General features: G+C 69.1%; 22 protein-coding genes. 17 read left to right on the forward strand and 5 right to left on the reverse strand.

Translation table 11 applies throughout. The features are described from left to right. The first annotated feature begins 54 nt into the window (after window positions 1-54). A complete protein-coding gene (locus Pmi06nite_RS10015) occupies window positions 55-540 on the forward strand; it encodes a hypothetical protein (protein WP_203952617.1) in 486 nt (161 codons plus the stop codon). Window positions 541-544: 4 nt separating this feature from the next. Here the strand turns inward: Pmi06nite_RS10015 and Pmi06nite_RS10020 are convergent, their stop codons facing one another. Beyond that, on the reverse strand, window positions 545-766 hold the full coding sequence (locus Pmi06nite_RS10020) for a phosphotransferase-like protein (protein WP_203952618.1): 222 nt from the start codon (window positions 764-766) through the stop codon (window positions 545-547). Between the two features lie 153 nt (window positions 767-919). Here Pmi06nite_RS10020 and Pmi06nite_RS10025 point away from each other — a divergent pair, with 153 nt between their 5' ends. Genes Pmi06nite_RS10025 through Pmi06nite_RS10035 form a run of 3 tightly spaced genes read left to right on the forward strand, consistent with a single transcriptional unit; the run spans window position 920 to window position 2,522 of the window. Further along, window positions 920-1,279, forward strand: a complete 360-nt coding sequence (locus tag Pmi06nite_RS10025; RefSeq protein ID WP_203952619.1) for an ArsR/SmtB family transcription factor — start codon at window positions 920-922, stop codon at window positions 1,277-1,279. Continuing rightward, entirely contained in the window at window positions 1,276-1,728 is a 453-nt protein-coding gene (locus Pmi06nite_RS10030; RefSeq protein ID WP_203952620.1) for an SRPBCC family protein, read from the forward strand. Before Pmi06nite_RS10025 ends, Pmi06nite_RS10030 begins: the two co-directional genes overlap by 4 nt. 11 nt (window positions 1,729-1,739) lie before the next feature. After that, window positions 1,740-2,522 carry an alpha/beta fold hydrolase gene (locus tag Pmi06nite_RS10035; protein ID WP_203952621.1) on the forward strand — a complete coding sequence of 261 codons (783 nt, stop codon included), beginning with the start codon at window positions 1,740-1,742 and terminating at the stop codon, window positions 2,520-2,522. Window positions 2,523-2,539: 17 nt separating this feature from the next. Here Pmi06nite_RS10035 and Pmi06nite_RS10040 read toward each other — a convergent pair whose 3' ends face one another. Then, the gene (locus Pmi06nite_RS10040) at window positions 2,540-3,391 is read right to left on the reverse strand and encodes a DUF72 domain-containing protein (protein WP_239113789.1); all 852 of its coding nucleotides are present in this window, start codon (window positions 3,389-3,391) and stop codon (window positions 2,540-2,542) included. A 90-nt stretch (window positions 3,392-3,481) separates the two neighbouring features. Here Pmi06nite_RS10040 and Pmi06nite_RS10045 point away from each other — a divergent pair, with 90 nt between their 5' ends. Both Pmi06nite_RS10045 and Pmi06nite_RS10050 read left to right on the forward strand, forming a co-directional pair. Next, window positions 3,482-4,168: a GNAT family N-acetyltransferase gene (locus Pmi06nite_RS10045; protein ID WP_203952622.1), complete on the forward strand. Its 687-nt coding sequence runs from the start codon at window positions 3,482-3,484 to the stop codon at window positions 4,166-4,168. Between the two features lie 47 nt (window positions 4,169-4,215). Continuing rightward, window positions 4,216-5,025: a hypothetical protein gene (locus Pmi06nite_RS10050; RefSeq protein WP_203952623.1), complete on the forward strand. Its 810-nt coding sequence runs from the start codon at window positions 4,216-4,218 to the stop codon at window positions 5,023-5,025. Here Pmi06nite_RS10050 and Pmi06nite_RS10055 read toward each other — a convergent pair. After that, the gene (locus Pmi06nite_RS10055) at window positions 4,946-5,593 is read right to left on the reverse strand and encodes a response regulator (protein ID WP_203952624.1); all 648 of its coding nucleotides are present in this window, start codon (window positions 5,591-5,593) and stop codon (window positions 4,946-4,948) included. The two genes, Pmi06nite_RS10050 and Pmi06nite_RS10055, sit on opposite strands and share 80 nt — an antisense overlap. Then, window positions 5,568-6,746 carry a sensor histidine kinase gene (locus Pmi06nite_RS10060; protein ID WP_203952625.1) on the reverse strand — a complete coding sequence of 393 codons (1,179 nt, stop codon included), beginning with the start codon at window positions 6,744-6,746 and terminating at the stop codon, window positions 5,568-5,570. The genes Pmi06nite_RS10055 and Pmi06nite_RS10060 overlap by 26 nt, the downstream gene beginning before the upstream one ends. Before the next feature lie 160 nt (window positions 6,747-6,906). Between Pmi06nite_RS10060 and Pmi06nite_RS10065 the strand changes: the two genes are divergently transcribed. The 8 genes from Pmi06nite_RS10065 to Pmi06nite_RS10100 all read left to right on the forward strand — a co-directional run bounded on the left by Pmi06nite_RS10065 (window position 6,907) and on the right by Pmi06nite_RS10100 (window position 12,603). Then, entirely contained in the window at window positions 6,907-7,620 is a 714-nt protein-coding gene (locus Pmi06nite_RS10065) for an ABC transporter ATP-binding protein (protein ID WP_203952626.1), read from the forward strand. Beyond that, window positions 7,617-8,393: a hypothetical protein gene (locus Pmi06nite_RS10070; protein WP_203952627.1), complete on the forward strand. Its 777-nt coding sequence runs from the start codon at window positions 7,617-7,619 to the stop codon at window positions 8,391-8,393. Before Pmi06nite_RS10065 ends, Pmi06nite_RS10070 begins: the two co-directional genes overlap by 4 nt. A gap of 355 nt (window positions 8,394-8,748) precedes the next feature. Next, window positions 8,749-9,117: an ATP-binding protein gene (locus Pmi06nite_RS10075; protein WP_203952628.1), complete on the forward strand. Its 369-nt coding sequence runs from the start codon at window positions 8,749-8,751 to the stop codon at window positions 9,115-9,117. A gap of 164 nt (window positions 9,118-9,281) precedes the next feature. After that, complete coding sequence (locus tag Pmi06nite_RS10080; protein ID WP_203952629.1) at window positions 9,282-10,208, forward strand: SPFH domain-containing protein; 927 nt, start codon at window positions 9,282-9,284, stop codon at window positions 10,206-10,208. A gap of 2 nt (window positions 10,209-10,210) precedes the next feature. Beyond that, a complete protein-coding gene (locus Pmi06nite_RS10085) occupies window positions 10,211-10,474 on the forward strand; it encodes a type II toxin-antitoxin system antitoxin (protein ID WP_203952630.1) in 264 nt (87 codons plus the stop codon). 14 nt (window positions 10,475-10,488) lie between these two features. After that, window positions 10,489-11,133, forward strand: coding sequence for a GOLPH3/VPS74 family protein (locus Pmi06nite_RS10090; protein ID WP_203952631.1), 645 nt, complete (start codon window positions 10,489-10,491; stop codon window positions 11,131-11,133). 208 nt (window positions 11,134-11,341) lie between these two features. Then, complete coding sequence (locus Pmi06nite_RS10095; RefSeq protein WP_203952632.1) at window positions 11,342-12,055, forward strand: SDR family NAD(P)-dependent oxidoreductase; 714 nt, start codon at window positions 11,342-11,344, stop codon at window positions 12,053-12,055. Between the two features lie 56 nt (window positions 12,056-12,111). Further along, the gene (locus Pmi06nite_RS10100; protein WP_203952633.1) at window positions 12,112-12,603 is read left to right on the forward strand and encodes a hypothetical protein; all 492 of its coding nucleotides are present in this window, start codon (window positions 12,112-12,114) and stop codon (window positions 12,601-12,603) included. Between the two features lie 52 nt (window positions 12,604-12,655). On the opposite strand, the gene Pmi06nite_RS10105 is transcribed toward Pmi06nite_RS10100, so the two are convergent. Next, window positions 12,656-13,615, reverse strand: coding sequence for an SDR family NAD(P)-dependent oxidoreductase (locus tag Pmi06nite_RS10105; RefSeq protein ID WP_203952634.1), 960 nt, complete (start codon window positions 13,613-13,615; stop codon window positions 12,656-12,658). A gap of 108 nt (window positions 13,616-13,723) precedes the next feature. Between Pmi06nite_RS10105 and Pmi06nite_RS10110 the strand changes: the two genes are divergently transcribed. From Pmi06nite_RS10110 to Pmi06nite_RS10120, 3 genes are all read left to right on the forward strand, one after another. Then, a complete protein-coding gene (locus tag Pmi06nite_RS10110) occupies window positions 13,724-14,302 on the forward strand; it encodes a TetR/AcrR family transcriptional regulator (RefSeq protein ID WP_203952635.1) in 579 nt (192 codons plus the stop codon). A gap of 143 nt (window positions 14,303-14,445) precedes the next feature. Next, a complete protein-coding gene (locus Pmi06nite_RS10115) occupies window positions 14,446-15,288 on the forward strand; it encodes an ABC transporter ATP-binding protein (protein ID WP_203952636.1) in 843 nt (280 codons plus the stop codon). A gap of 97 nt (window positions 15,289-15,385) precedes the next feature. Then, complete coding sequence (locus Pmi06nite_RS10120; protein ID WP_203952637.1) at window positions 15,386-16,225, forward strand: ABC transporter permease; 840 nt, start codon at window positions 15,386-15,388, stop codon at window positions 16,223-16,225. The last annotated feature ends 1 nt before the right edge of the window (window position 16,226 follow it).

A 16,226-nucleotide genomic window follows, 5' to 3' on the forward strand; every position in this document is an offset into this window, starting at 1 on the left:
ATAGCGGGATATTCTAACGGCGCCCTCAAATCTCCGGCAGAAAGAGGGACGGCGATGTCAGGTTCCGCGGTCACGACAGGCATGATGGCACTGAGAACGCACATCGGAAGGCGCACGCGGCGAGTCGTCCTGAGCGGGCTCATGACGGCGGGGCTCCTGTCCGCGCTGATGGTGGGCGCACCCGCGGCGCACGCGGACCAGTATGTGGGCACGTCATTCACGTCGTACCTGCTCAAGGGCGAATACATCCTGAGCCCGAACAGGCTCTACAAGTTCATCATGCAATCGGACGGAAACCTCGTCCTTTACCGGCGGTACAACACAGATATCCTCGCGCCCTGGTACGCCTGCTGGGGAAGCAACACCGTCGGCACAGGCGTGTACGCGGAGTACTGGAAAGAGTCGTCCAACGTTGCCTATCTGAAGGTCGGATCCACAGTCCTGTACGGGGCTTACATAGGCTCGTTCTACTCGACCAACGTCAACGTGACCGACGCGGGCTGGGTCTACGTCGCCTGGAGCGCGAAAGTGCACTGCTGAGAGATCAGGCGGAAGCCGTCAAGACGCCTCGCGTGCCCCGGGAGCGCCAGGCGGCCGACACCGACTCCGCCAGTGCGTCCGGCACCCCGTCGCTGGTGTCCACCTCGTAGTCGTACGGACCGAACGTGTGGATGCCGTCGATCTCCACATGGGAGCGGCCCTCCCCGATCCGGCGGTCGCCTCGCCCGCGTTCTCTCCGATCGATCTCCTCGAGGTCGCAGTGCACGCCGACGAGGAACTCGAGGCTCCGTTGAGAAGGATGACGCGACCCGGGCCTCGATCTGACGGGGTGGGTTCCACGCCCCGAACGATGGCAGATCCACGGGCCTTGCACAACCAATTGGTTGTGCAAACTGACGGTTGTGCGTAGGGTCGGGGCGTGGCAGTCATCGAAGACGAACTGAGCCTGGTGTTCTCGGCGCTGGCCGACCCCACCAGGCGCGCGATCCTGGAGCGCTTGGCTCATGGCGACGCGACGGTGAACCAGATCGCCGAGCCGTTCGCGATGACGCAGCAGGCGGTCTCCAAACACCTGAAGGTGCTCGAACGTGCCCGCCTGATCTCACGGACCCGGACCGCGCAGTCGCGGCCCTGTGTCCTGGACACCGAACGGCTCGACGCGGTCGCCGGTTGGATCGAGCGCCACCGGCGGATCTGGGCCGGCCGTCATGACCGGCTCGACCGGCATCTTGCCGCCCTGCAAGCCACGCAGCGCAGGGACGGGGAGACGCCACGATGACCGAGACCGGCGAGCTGACCTACCGGCGGGTGCACCGGGCGTCGCCCGAGGTGCTGTTCGACTGCATGACCACGCCCGAGCACCTCACCCATTTCTGGGGTCCGGCCGGGACGACGACGCCGGTCGGCAACATCACCGTCGATCTGCGGCCCGGCGGCGTCTTCGAGACCACCATGGTCAACGATGCCGACGGCAGCACGCACACCATGCGGGCCGTCTACGTCGAGGTACGCCGTCCCGAGCGGCTGGTGTGGATCGAGGCCGACGTCGAAGGCGGCATGCGGACCACGATCACCTTCGTCGATCTGCACGACGGGCGGACCGAGGTGGTCACCCATCAGACGAACGTCCCGGCCGCATACCTCAGCGCCCAGGCCAGGGCAGGCTTCACCACCAGCCTCGACCGACTCGACGTCTACCTGGCCCATCTGAACGCCAAGCGAGAATAGGGGAACACGCCATGCCGGCAGTCACCTCAGCAGACGGCACCACGATCGCCTACGAGCACACCGGCGGCGGGCCGGCGCTCGTCCTCGTCGACGGAGCCATGTGCTACCGCGGCGCAGGGCCGATGCGGCCACTCGCCGCGCTCCTGCAGGACACCTTCACCGTCTACGCCTACGACCGACGCGGGAGGGGCGAAAGCTCGGACACCCTGCCCTACGCGGTCGCCAGAGAGGTCGAGGACCTCCAAGCGCTCATCGCACAGGCCGGCGGTGAGGCATACGTCTATGCCATCTCCTCTGGTGCGGCTCTCACCTTGGCGACCGCGGCAGCCGGTCCAGGGATCACCAAGATGGCGCTCTACGAGCCGCCGTTCATGGCCGAGGCCGAAGGGGGCAGCCGGATCAAGGAGTACACCGAGCGGCTCCACGAACTGCTCGACGCCGGGCGCAGGGGCGACGCCGTGGCCCTGTTCATGACATACGTCGGCATGCCTTCGCAGGTCGTCGCCGGCATCCGGGCACAGCCGGGCTGGGCCGCACTGGAGGCGATCGCCCCGACGCTCGCCTATGACGACGCCCTGCTCGCCGGGGGCGTCGTGCCGCGTGACCTCACATCGGCGATCGCCGTTCCGGCGCTGGTCCTCGGCGGCGGGGCCAGCCCGCAGGGGCTCCAGCAGGCGGCGAAGGCCACCGCGGACGCGTTGCCCGCCGCGGAGCACCGGACGCTCGACGGACAGACGCACGACGTGGCCCCCGAAGCCCTCGCACCCGTGCTGGCCGAGTTCTTCGGCGCCTGACGACGCGTCTCCGCCTCTCAGAAGAGGGTCAGCGGCTCGGCCGCGACGGGCTCGGGCAGTGGATCGACCTCGGGCAGCAGGGCCCGCACGTCGTCGTGAAAACGGCGGGCGAGCATCGGCGCGTCCGCGTTGTCGGGGGTATGGATGAACACCGTCGGCGAGCGGCCTTCACGCAACCATTCGGCGACCGTGCCGACCCATTCCCGCCAGCCCTCGATCGTGCGCTCCGTGGCGTCCCGGCCGAGGTAGCGAACGATCGGCCGGTCGGTGAGCGCGACCGACCGGCGAGGCACGCGCGGTTTCTTCGCCCACGCGTCCCGTTCGGCGTCGCTGGTCGGAGGGCTCTGGAAGAGGGTGGTGGTGTCGAAAGGGACCCATTCGGCGTCGACGCCGGCGAGGACCCTTTCCAGCAGTCCCGCGGATCTCGCGTCGTCGAAGAACGCGCGGTGGCGGACTTCGACGGCGTATCTGTGCGAGCTGGGGAGCCGGCGGAGAAAACCCGCCAGGGTCCCGAGATCGGTCGGGGCGAACGAGCCGGGCAACTGGACCCAGAGCGCGTGGGCGCGTGGCCCGAGCGGCTCGATCGCGTCCAGGAACGACCGGAGTTCCTCGTCGGCGCCGATCAGGCGCCGCTCATGTGTGATCGGCTTGGGCAGCTTGACCACGAACCGGAAGTCGGGGCCGGTCTGCCGCGCCCACGACTCCACGGTGCTCCTCGCCGGCGTCGCATAGAACGTCGTGTTGCCCTCCACCGCGTTGCACCAGGTCGCATAGGAGCGCAGGCGCTCTCCCGGAGGGAGTGGATGGGGCAGGAAACGTCCCTGCCATGACGCGTGCGTCCACATCGCGCACCCCACATGAAGCCGCATGACCTCGACGGTATCCGGCAAAATGGGCGCGTGGAGCGCCGTCCGAATTTGCGCACGGCGCCCTTTGCGACGTGGAAAGAGCGAGGGTCGATGGGTTTCAAGCTTGAGGGGCCGGTCCTTGAAGGTGAGCTCGTACGTCTGGAGCCGCTGGACCACCGTCATGCGCCGGACCTGGCGGTGGCGGCGGAAGAGGACCGGAGTTCCTATGGCTTCACCTGGGTGCCCGCGGCGGCTGAGGTGGGAGAGTACATCGACGGCCACCTCGCCCGCGCGGCGACGGGAATGCTCGCTCCGTATGCGCAGGTGGCGAAGTCGTCGGGACGAGCGGTCGGGGTCACGTCCTACTGGGAGCCGCGCCTGTGGCTGTCGGAAGACCGCTTGTCCGCGATAGAGGTCGGTTTCACGTGGCTGGCGACGTCGGCTCAGGGCACCGGACTGAATATCGAGTCCAAGCTCCTGCTGTTCCGCAACGCGTTCGAGAATTGGGGCGTGGCCCGTGTCGACCTGAAGACGGACGCACGGAATCGACGCTCTCGCGCCGCGATCGAGAAGGTGGGCGCGCGGTTCGAAGGCGTCCTGCGGAACTGGTCCCGGTCATGGGCGCCGGGGGAGGACGGCATGCTCCGCGACTCCGCCATTTACTCGATAATCGCCACGGAGTGGCCGGACTGCCGGTCGAAGCTGGAAGAGCGCCTGGCCAGGGCGCTCGAGCGGCGTGAACCGGGCACAGGTCTCCTTCGTGAAGCCGCCCAGGGGGTGCCGGCGGACACGGTCTGAAATTCCACGCATTCCCCTCGTTCGCCGCCTATGCCAACCTTGATCATGTGCATCCCCCCAGCAGGCGCCTCGCCGCACAGCCGGTTCTGAGCCGTACGCTGGCCGCTGCGCTCGTCGGTCTCGCCCTCCCGTTCCTCGCCTGGGCGATCACCCTGGCCGGCCTCTCCGTCCTCCCGTACGACGGCCTGGGCGGCGCCGGCGGCTGGGGCCGCATCGGTCAGGGGATGATCATCGCCGCAGGGGCTGTGCCGTTCCTGCTGGTCGTCTCCTGGCCGTTGTTGTGGGCGCTGCGCGTGCGGCCCGCCTGGCACGTCGCCCTGTCGGCGCCGATCGTGGCCCTCGTCTTCGGGGTCGCCCTCAACACGATGGCCGCACGGATCATCGCGAACCCGGTGGTCGCCGTCGCCGTCGTCCTGGCCCTGGCGTACGGACTGACCGCCCTGTTCACCATGCCGGGGAGACCGTGGTGGTGGTGGCAGCAGTTGCCGCTGATGGCCGTGGGCGGCCCTCCGCCGATACCGGTGACGGTGTCACAACCCGACCTCGCCGGCCTGGGCATCCCCCTCATCGCGCCCGACCTGCCCGGCTACGCGATCGAGCACCTCTCCGCCCGGCCCGGCGACCTGAGCTACCTGCTGCGCCCGTCGGCACTCCACCGCGCCGCCACTCCGGCCGAGCGCGACGCCTCCACCATCAGCGTGATCGTCCGATCCCGTGTGGAACCGCCCGGCGAGGACTCTCCGTACGAACTGACGAGCCCTCGGACCTGGCGGCGGTTCAGAGGAGTCCGGCGTCGCGCACCTTCATGGCGACGTGGACGCGGTTGTCGGTCCCCAACTTGGCGAAGATCCGGGTGACGTTCGCCTTCACGGTCGCGACGCTCATGTGAAGACGTCCGGCGATCTCGGCGTTCGAGCTGCCCCGGGCGACCTCGATCGCCACCTCCCGCTCGCGTTCGGTGAGCTTGGCCAGCTCTCGCCGCGCCTCCGGGCTCCGCGGTTCGCGTCCTCCGGTGGCTGCGGCGATCACCTGCCGTGCGACGCTCGGCGACAGCACCGGCTCGCCTCTGGCCACCGTACGGACCGCGTCGATCATCTTCGGCGGCGGCGTGTCCTTGAGCAGGAAGCCGTCGGCTCCGAGCCGCAGAGCCCGCAGCACCATGTCGTCGGCGTCGAAGGTGGTGAGGACGAGGATCCGGGGCCGGTCCGTCTGTGCCGCCAGCAGTTCGGTGGTGGTCAGCCCGTCCTGGTTGGGCATCCGGATGTCCAGCAGCACGACGTCGGGACTGAGGTCGCGGATCACGTCCATGGCCCGCAGGCCGTCATCGGCCTCGCCGACGATCTCCAGGTCGGGCTCCCCGCCGAGGATGAGTCGCAGCCCGGTTCGCACCATCGGGTCGTCATCCACGATCACCAACCGAGTCACAGTGCGAAGCCTCCCATGGCAACCGGGCGTCGAGGATGAACCGCCCGTTCTGGACGGTGTGCCGGATGGTGCCACCCGCCATCTGTGTTCGTTCGGCCAGGCCGACCAGTCCCAGCCTGCCGCCGGGGCCCGCGGACGTTCCGGACGGCGCCGGATTGCTCACCCGGATTCGCAGGCCGTCACCCGGCCGTCCGCCGAGCTCGGCCCTCACCCGGCTGCCCGGCGCATGCTTGCGCGCATTGGTCAGAGCCTCCTGCACGATCCGGTACGCATGCCGGCCGGTATGCGTCGGAAGCAGTTCCCTGTCGTCCACGGTGTCGTCCACCTCGACCTGCTGACCGGCGGCGCGTACCTCGTCGAACAGGGCGTCCAGGTCGGCCAGGTTCGGCTGCGGGGGCTCCAGGCCGCCGCCGTGCCTGAGCCCGCCGAGCACAGTGCGCAGTTCGTTCAGCGACTGGTGCGCGTTCTCCTGTATCGCCATCGCGGCCTCCCGGGTCTCCTCGGCCGTGAGGTCCGTCCGGTACGCCAGGCCGCCGGCGAGCATCGACACCAGCGAGATCCGGTGAGCGAGGACGTCATGCATCTCCTGCGCGATCTTGACGCGCTCCGCGAGCTTGGCCTGCTCTATCCGCCGCGACTGCTCACGCTCCTCGGCCAATTCCGCCTCTCGCTGCGAGACGGCCAGATCACGGCGCCCGCGCAGGTACAGGCTGAAGACGGTCAGCCCCCCGAGGACGGCGGTTCCGGTGACCACGGAGACGAGGGTCGCCTGGCCGATGCCCGTCCAACTGGAGCGTGCCGCCAGGGCCAGCCAGGAAACGACCGCGACGGGGATGAACTGACGCCACCGGCGACGCGTGCCCAAGGACACGTACGCGACCTGGGCGGGACCGACCGCGGTGGTGGAGTAGACGGTCAGCAGGGCGGTCGCCAGCGCGATCGGCCACGGCCGGTGGCGCCGCCACCGCATCAGCATCAGCCCGATCACGCCGAGCCCCACGTCGACCAGCGCCGGCACGAGCCGGTCGTGGTCACGGGAGACGATCGCGACCAAGACGACGCCGTAGAACACCATCGGCAGCACGGCGCAGATGTAGCGCAGCGCGATGCCCGGCCGATCCAGTGGAGGCGGGTCCTCCGCTCGGTCCTGCACGGCTCACAGCCTAAAGACCACCGGACCGACGCTCTAGCGACCTGGGTCGACGTCCAGGTGGCCACAGGTCGAGAACCAGGGGCGCAGACCTGGCCCTCGCGCCAGTGGTCCTCGACCTGGGTCCGATGATCCGCGGCCTCACATCCGGTGGACTGGACGCATGATCGAGTTCAGCCACGTCAGCAAGGTCTACAGAAATGTGAAGGCACTCGACGACGTGTCCTTCACCGTCGAAGCGGGGAGCATCACCGGTTTCGTCGGGCCCAACGGCGCCGGGAAGTCCACGGCCCTGCGCATCCTGGTCGGACTCGCCCGCCCCACCACGGGTACGGCCACCGTTCTGGGCCGGCCGTACACAGAGTTGGGCTGCCCGGGTCTCCAGGTCGGCACGCTGCTCGACGCCGGCGCCCAGCATCCCGGCCGTACGGGGCGGGAGGTCCTGACGCTGGGCGCGATGATGCTCGGCCTGCCGAAGTCGCGGGTCGACGAGATCCTCGACCTCGTCGGGCTGTCCGGCGGGGAGAGCCGGCGTGCCGTCGGCGGCTACTCGCTGGGAATGAGGCAGCGGCTCGGCGTCGGTCACGCGCTCCTCGGCCGGCCCAGGGTGCTCGTCCTGGACGAGCCCGCCAACGGTCTGGACCCCCAGGGCATCCAGTGGATGCGGGGGCTGCTCCGCGACCTCGCCGACCTGGGTTCCACGGTGCTGCTCAGCACTCATCTGCTGCACGAGGTGGAGCAGGTCGCCGACCACATCGTGATGATCGGCCGTGGCCGCGTCCTCGCCCGGGGCACCGTCGGCGAGCTCGGCCGGGGCCGGAGCCTCGAACAGACCTTCCTCGAACTGACTGCGGACGCCGATCGGAGTGCGGCATGACCGACACCCACCTCCCCGTAACGGACATCACGACCACGGATCTCCGCCGGACCCCTTTCCACCGGCTGCTGTGTGTCGAGGCCCGCAAGCTCGTCGACACCCGCTGCGGCTCGATCGTGGCATCGATCCTGCTCGTCCTGGTGCTCGCGTCCATCGTCAGCCGCGGCGTCGTGTTCGGTCCGGACCTGCACACCCTGGTCGGCACCGCTGGAATCGGCTACGGGACCTTGCTTCCTGTGCTCGGCATCCTCTCGGTGACCGGCGAATGGGTCCACCGGACCGCCCTGACCACGTACGCACTCGAACCGCACCGCTGGCGAGTGCCGGCCGCCAGGTGCCTTCTGTCGCTGATCGTGGCGGTGGCCGCCTCCCTGTTCGCGCTGCTGGTCGCGGTGCCGGTGACGGGTGTCGTGGCGAACGTCCGGAATGTGCCGGCCACCTGGGAGATCACTCCTTTCATGCTGGCGGGCTGGACCGGGACGAATGTTCTCCTGGTGGTGGCAGGACTCGCCCTGGGCATGCTGCTGCTGAACGCGCCGGCCGCGATCGTGATCTGGTTGTCCGCCCCGGTTCTGTGGTCCGTCGTGAAAAGGCTCGGCGCCGGCGGAGAGGTCGCGGCCGAGTGGCTCGATCTCAACAGCACCACCTCGCCTCTGGCGGCAGGGGACATGACCGGTGGCGACGCGGCCCGGCTGGCCGTATCGACGATCTTCTGGATCGTCGTCCCGCTGACGGTCGGTGCGCTGCGCGTGATCCGCAAGGACGTGAATTGACCGGGACGCACCTGTCGGCATCCCGCCGCCGACACGACATGTGCCCTGGTGACGACCGGCCGGCAGTCGGTGGCGGCCATCCGGGCATGGCAGCCAGCAGGTGCCTGCGTAGTCCGGCCTTCAGGGGTGGAAGATGGGCGCTGCCGGAGAAGACGGCGAGCGTACGCGGCGGAATCCTGAAAGGGAAGACCAGCTCCAACCAGGGGAAGTGGGAGCCATGGCTGCCGGCACGATCTCTTCAGCGGCGTTCCACCCAGCGCGGCATCCGGACACGGATCGTGCGTCCGCCGTTTCCAGGCGCGACGCTCACCGGAGCCGCGTCACCGGCACCCCACGACCGGCGGTCGGCCGCCGCGTGACCTGGGTCCTGCCGGACGATCCCTCCGCGGTTCCGGAAGGCCGCCATCGGATTCGCACGACGCTGACCGAGTGGCGACTGGACGATCAGGTCGACGTCGCGGAACTCCTCGCCGACGAGTTGATCACCAACGCCTTGCGGCATGCGTGGGGGAAGCCGCTGCTGACCCTGTCCCTCATCGACGGCGCCCTCCGCTGCGAAGTGAACGACCTGAGTCCCGAACTCCCGCGTATGCGACTCCCCGACGCCGGCGAGGAGCACGGCCGCGGACTCCAGTTGCTCGAGCAACTGTCCGCTCGATGGGGCTCCGTCCTCACCTACACGGGCAAAGTCGTGTGGTTCGAGATCACGGCGGCTCGCCCGTGACCGCGGCGTCCATCAGGACACCGCGACACAGGCCCAGCGCTTTCCCCGTCCAGGGCCTGTAACCGTCCGGCGGTCTCGACGTCTATGTGCGAAAGGCAGAACATTGCCTCTAGCAAAAAGTGATATCACTTTGCTAGATTCGCGATAGACACCGAGGAGGAGCCATGACAGACATGGACATTGCCGTCGACATGCCCACCCCACAGATCGACGAACGAGAGGCCCGTGCGGCCTCGGGATGGCCGATGCTGGTTTTGGCCCTGGCAGGCTCGCTGGGCTCGGTCGCGGCGATCACGATCGGGATCATCGTCGCGGTCCAGGGCAGCGGCGGTGCGGGAGTCGGCCTGATCCTTGTGGGGGTGCTGCTCCTCGTGGCGGCGGCCATCGTCCTCACCGGGCTGACCGCGGTGGCCCCCGGGGAGGCTCGGGTGATCCAGTTGCTCGGCCGCTACGTGGGCACGGTGCGAACCCCAGGCCTGCGCTTCGTCGTGCCCTTCACGCAGAAGCGGCGCGTCTCGACCCGGATCCGCAACCACGAGACCGACATCACCAAGGTCAACGACGCCGACGGCAACCCGATCGAGATGGCCGCGGTGGTGGTGTGGCAGGTCGAGGACACGGCGAAGGCGGTCTTCGAAGTCGACGACTTCGTGGAGTTCGTCGCGTTCCAGACGGAGACCGCGGTGCGTCACATCGCGGGCAGCTACCCCTATGACGGGCACGACGACATGCTCTCCCTGCGCCAGAACGCCGACGAGATCACCGGCCGCCTGTCGGCCGAGATCCAGGCCCGCGTGGCGTCGGCCGGGGTCACGGTCATCGAGTCGCGCATCACCCGTCTCGCGTACGCTCCCGAGATCGCGCAGGCGATGTTGCGGCGCCAGCAGGCCGGAGCGGTCGTCGCCGCCCGCCAGCGGATCGTGGACGGCGCCGTCGGCATGGTCGAGGCGGCCCTGGCCCGACTCGACGAGCACAACGTGATCGAACTGGACGAGGAGCGCAAGGCCACGATGGTCAGCAACCTGCTCGTCGTCCTGTGCGGCGACCGCGACGTGCAGCCCGTGGTCAACACCGGCTCCCTCTACCAGTAGCCGTGGCGACCGAACGCAAGAGCATCCTGCTCCGACTGGACCCCGCGGTGCATGACGCGCTCGCCCGCTGGGCCGGCGACGAACTTCGCAGCACCAACGCACAGATCGAGTTCCTGCTCCGCCGGGCGCTGTCGGACGCGGGACGGCTCCCCGGCAGCGCCGGTCGCATCCCCCGGCGCGGCCGGCCCACCAAGGCAGAGGTCCAGTCCCCGGAGACCTCCGCCCCGGCGGCGTCCGAGACCGGAGCGCCGCCCGACGACGACTGAGAGAAGGCAGTCCCGTGGACACTCCCAGTTCCCTGGCCGCTCAGCTCTACCTCCTCAACTACGACTCCAGAAGGGAGCGGGTGGTGACGCGCATGATGTTCCCCTACCTGCTCCGCGCGGCGGCGCTCACCGATCTGCTTCTCAGCGGACGGATCGCCGACGAGAAGGGCAAGGTGCGGGTCGTCACGCAAGACAGGCTCGCCGATCCGGTCCTGGACGGCCTGCTGCGCCAGATCGCCGAGTCGCGGCCCCGGTCATGGCAGCACTGGATCAGCAAGGACCACCACGCCACGGCTCGGGCCGTACGCGACGAACTGGAGACGGAGCGGTGGATCCGGGTGGAACTCAACCGGCCATTTCTGATCTTCAGCAGGAGCTTCGTCCGGGTGCGGGACACGCGTGTGGTCAAGCGGCTCGCGGCACAGGTCGCCTTCGCCCTGACCGGCCCGCTGTCCCGTGTCAGTGAACGCGACGCAGCACTCGTCGCGCTGGCGGCGGCGGGAGAGGTCAGGACGGTCCTCCCGAGGGCGAAGCGGCGGGAGTACAAGCAGCGCATCACCCAGCTGACCGAACGGGGTGGACCGGCGTCGCCGGCGCTGCGCAAGGTCATCCGCCAACTCCACACGGCCACCGCCGCCGCCGCAGGCAGCGCCGGCTGAGGGGACGAGGCGGGCTCTCGCCTGAGGAGACGGGGCGGCCGCACGCCCGCGGGGATGAGGCGGGCTCTCGCCGTACCGGCTGAGCCCGGAGCAGATGCGGAAGATCCGCACAGGAGTTCCGCTTCTGCTCTTTCGTCCCTTTGCCGAGAGCTCTCTAGATTGGGTTCTGCATCGTCAAGCGGGATGGCTGGCCCTCGGGGAGGTCATCATGAGCGTTCAAGGTCAGAAGGTCGCGGTCATCACCGGCGCCTCGGGGGGCATCGGAACCGGCCTGGTCGCCGCCTACCGCACCCTGGGGTTCGCGGTCGTCGCCACTTCGCGCACGATCCCCTCTTCTGACGACGACGACGTCGTCACCGTCTCGGGCGACATCGTCGATCCCGCCACCGCGGAGCGCGTCATCGACGCCGGGCTCGAACGGTTCGGCCGCATCGACACCCTGGTCAACAACGCCGGAGTGTTCGCGAGCAAGCCCTTCACGGACTACACCGGGGACGACTTCGCCTTGTTCACCGGAGTGAACCTCGCCGGGTTCTTCCACATCACACAGTGCGCCGTCCCGCACATGCTCACCCAGGGCGCCGGCCACATCGTCACCATCACCACCAGCCTGGTCGACCACGCCGACTCGAGGCTGCCGTCGGCGCTGGCGTCGTTGACCAAGGGCGGTCTGCAGTCCGTCACGAAGTCTCTGGCCATCGAGTACGCCACCCGCGGCATCCGCGCCAACGCCGTCTCCCCGGGCCACATCAAGACGCCCCTGACCTCCGAGGAGTCGTACGGGATGCTGGCCGGCCTGGTCCCGGCGGGGCGGATGGGGGAAGTGGGCGACATCGTCGACGCGGTGATCTATTTGGAGGGCGCTCCGTTCGTCACCGGCGAGATCCTGCACGTCGACGGCGGACAGAGCGCCGGCCGCTGAACCGCAACACCCGCGCCCGGCTCCCATTCGGGGGAGTCGAGAGTCATCATGCGTACATGGCCGATGACGAGACCTTGACCTGGACCAGCAGGTCCCGGAGCCTAGGGCTCCTGCAGACGGGATGCGGCTGTTTCCCCGTCGGCATGATCCTCTGCACGGTCTTGTACGTGATCACCCCGCTGGACGGCACGCCGTTGCTCTACCTCCTGGGCCTCGTAATCGCCACCGGTGCCGTGATAGGCCTCGTGGGCGGCCGGACAGAGGTGCACACGGCCGAGTTCACCCGGCGACAGGTTCGCCTGGTCAGCAAGACCGTGACCCGAACCGTGGACGTCGCCGACCTGACCTCGTTGACGGTGGAGCACTCCGGCGACGTCGACCAGGGCTACGACGAGACGACGTTGGGAGTGACCTGGCCGGACGGGACCGAGAGGATCGGCGGCGTTCACGACCCGACGCTGGCCTCCTCCCTCACGGAGTGGCTCGGACCCCGCGTCGCGGTCCAGGAGCAGTGGAAGGAACTGGACCCGTCGCCCGGCACCGCCTGATCGCGGATCCCGGGGGTGATCGGCGGGCCGGCCGCTCTCACCCGCACGCGCGTCAGGCGCTTCTGCGCCGATCGGCGTCGCCGATCATGTCGAGGGACAGCCGCCAGAGGCGTGCGGCGGCGTCGGGGTCGACGGCATATGCCGCGAAGCCGCGCCGGAGCCCGGGCGTGTGGGGTGCGGCTTCCTGGCAGTCCTCGAAATACCGTCCGGTCACGCCTTCGACGAGGGGTGAGGCGGCCAGGAGGGTCGAGGTCGCCGCGCCCTGGGGGATGTCCTTGACCGACACGCCGTCGCTGGATTCGGGCTCGAACGACGCGGGCGGGGCGGACATGTGCCGGGAAAGGCCAGTGCTCCAGATGCGGCCGGGGTTGAGGGCGTTGACCGCGATGCCCTCGCCGGCCCAGCGCCTGGCGGCTTCCACGGCGAACAGGATGTTCGCGGTCTTGGACTGGCTGTAGGCCTTCCATTCGTCGTAGGGGTTCTTCTCGAAGTTGATGTCGTCCCAGATGACGTCCCCGTTGATGTGGCCCACGGAGCTCACGACCACGACGCGGGCATGCCCGGCGGCCGCGAGGGCGTCGTGCAGTCCGAGGGTGAGGGCGAAGTGGCCGAGGTGGTTGGTGGCGAACTGCATCTCCCAGCCTTCGGCGGTGCGCCGCTCCGGGGTGGCCATGACGCCGGCGTTGTCGACCAGGATGTCGAGCGGTCCCCGCCAGGAGGCGACGAACGCGTCGATCGAGTCGCGGGCCGACAGGTCGAGGGGGGCGACGTGCACATGCGCGCCGCCCGTGGACGCCGCGATGCCGGCGGCGACCTTCTCGCCCTCGACGACGTCGCGGACGGCGAGAGTGACGTCGGCGCCGGCCTTGGCGAGCACCCGGGCGGTCTCCACGCCGATTCCCGACGACGCTCCCGTCACGACGGCCTTCTTGGCGGACAGGTCGACGCCCTCGACCGTCTCCTCAGCGGTCGTGGCCGGCCCGAAGGGGGTCGTGACGCGTTCGGTGTTCATGCTGATTTCCTTCACATAGGATTAAGCGGAGCCGGGTCCGGTTAGCTTCACTATAAGCGGACCCGGCTCCGCTTTGCCACCCGGGTGGACTCTTGCAGGAAGCGATCCATGGACACCAAGGACCCCAAGGACCCCAGACAGCCCCGAGCCGACGCCCGGGCGAACCGTGAACGGCTCCTCGACATCGCGACCCGCGCGTTCGCCCGCGAGGGTCCCGGCGCCTCGCTGAAGGGCGTCGCGAAAGAGGCGGGCGTGGGAATCGGGACCCTTTACCGGCACTTCCCGACACGTGAGGCCCTCATCGAGGCAGCACACGCGAGCGAGCTCGCGCGGGTCTGCGATTCGGCGGGCGACGTGCTCGCGACGATGCCCGCGGACGAGGCGCTGCGCGTCTGGCTGGGACGATGGGTGGACTACCTGACCGCCAAGCACGGCCTCGCGCAGGCGTTGCGCGCCACGACGGCGACGGACACGAGCGCCGTCGCCTTCCCCGGCGCCAGGGCTCGTGCGCTCGACGCCGTGAGCCTGCTCCTCGACGCCGGGGTGCGGGACGGCCTGCTCCGGCAGGGCATCGAGCCGCTCGACGTCCTGGTCGCCGCGAACGGCGCCGCCATGGCGGCCCTGGACCCCGATCAGGTCGAACGCCTGCTCAACTACCTCATGGACGCCTTCCGCACCCGGAAGTAGGCCGCGTGTGGGGACCGACTCCGTCGCACGATCGCTCCCCCCGATATCCCCAGGCACCTCCCGATCGTGTCCATCGAACGGTGGACAGCCCGCTCCACCGGTCGTAGGTGTCGCGGCAGCCGTACCGGGACGACGCTTGATCCATGACGACAGCGGTGAGAGTGCGGGGCCTGACCAAGCGGTACGGCGACGTGCAGGCCGTCGGGGGCATCGACCTCGACATCGATACCGGCGAGGTGTTCGCGATCCTCGGCCCGAACGGGGCCGGGAAGTCCACCGCGGTGGAGATCATGGAGGGCTACCGGACCAGGGACGCCGGGGAGGTCAGCGTCCTCGGCGTCGACCCCGGCAGGCCGACACGGGAGTGGCGTTCGCGGATCGGCGTGGTGTTGCAGACGGCCGACGACGTGGCCGAGGCGACCGTGCGGGAGACCGTGCGGCATTTCGCGGGCTACTACCCCAATGCCAAGGACCCGGACCAGGTGATCGAGCAGGTCGGCCTGACGGACAAGGCGGGCAAGCGGATCCGCCAGCTCTCCGGCGGCCAGCGGCGCCGGGTGGACGTGGCACTGGGGGTGATCGGGAGTCCTGAGCTGCTCTTCCTTGACGAGCCGACCACCGGGTTCGACCCCGAGGCCCGCAGGCAGTTCTGGGAGCTGATCGGAGGCCTGGCCCACCAGGGGACCACGATCGTGCTGACCACGCACTACCTGGACGAGGCCGAGGCGCTGGCCGACCGGGTCGCCGTGGTCGCCCAGGGCCGCATCGTCGCCGAGGGCGACCCGACGACCCTGGGGGGCCGGGCGACCGCCAAGGCGACGGTCGGCTGGTCGGAGGCCGGAGAGCACCGTTCACAGGAGACCGACACCCCGACGAGGACGGTGCTGGAGCTGGCCCAGCGGTTCGACGGCGAAGTCCCCGAGCTGACCGTGACCCGTCCCTCCCTGGAGGACGTCTACCTCCGGCTCATCGAGACCCCGTCCTGACCACGCCCGCGGTCAGGCACGGAGGCATTCACCCCTCTTCGGCCTGGATCGCGCCGTCATCCCCCCTCAGCTCCCCATCCCCCGAGGTGTTCAGTCCATGAGCCAGACCGCCACCCGAGCCCCTGCCCCTCCTCTCGTCCGGCAGCCCTCCGCGATACAGCTGGGCCTGTCGCGGGCAGCCCTGGAGACCAAGATCTTCTTCCGCGAGAGAGACGCGGTCATCTTCACCTTCTCCTTCCCGATCGTCCTGCTGCTGATCTTCGGTTCGATCTTCGCCGACGATCTGGAGGGGACGGGCCTCAACGTCTCCCAGCTCTACGTGGCCGGGTTGATCGGCTCGGCGGCGATGACGGGCTTCCAGAATCTCGGCATCGGCATCGCGATGGACCGCGACGACGGCACGCTCAAGCGGTTGCTGGGCACGCCGCTGCCGCGCAGCTCCTACTTCGTCGGCAGGGCGCTCAACACCCTGTTCATCTCCTTCTGCCAGGTCGTGATCCTGCTGATCATCGGGGTCGCGCTGTTCGGCCTGCAGTTGCCCTCCGAGCTCTCCACCTGGCTGACCTTCGTCTGGGTGTTCGTGCTCGGGGTGCTCGGCTCGTCGCTGCTCGGCATCGCGGTCAGCAGCCTGCCCCGGTCGGGCAAGAGCGCCAGCGCGGTGATCGCCATGCCGTTCGTGGTGCTGCAGTTCATCTCCGGGGTGTTCATCCCCGTCAACCAACTCCCGGCCTGGCTGGTGAACATCGCCTCGGTGTTCCCCCTCAAGTGGATGTGCCAGGGCTTCCGCTCGGTCTTCCTCGGTGACGCCGGCGCCACGCTGGAGCTCACGAACTCCTACGAGCTCGGCCGGGTCGCCCTGGTGCTGGGAGCCTGGGTCGTCGGAGGCCTGCTGCTGTGCCTCACGACGTTCCGCTGGAAGGGCCGCCGCGACGGGTGAT

Source organism: Planotetraspora mira (assembly GCF_016863275.1).
GTDB classification, from domain to species: Bacteria; Actinomycetota; Actinomycetes; order Streptosporangiales; family Streptosporangiaceae; genus Planotetraspora; species Planotetraspora mira.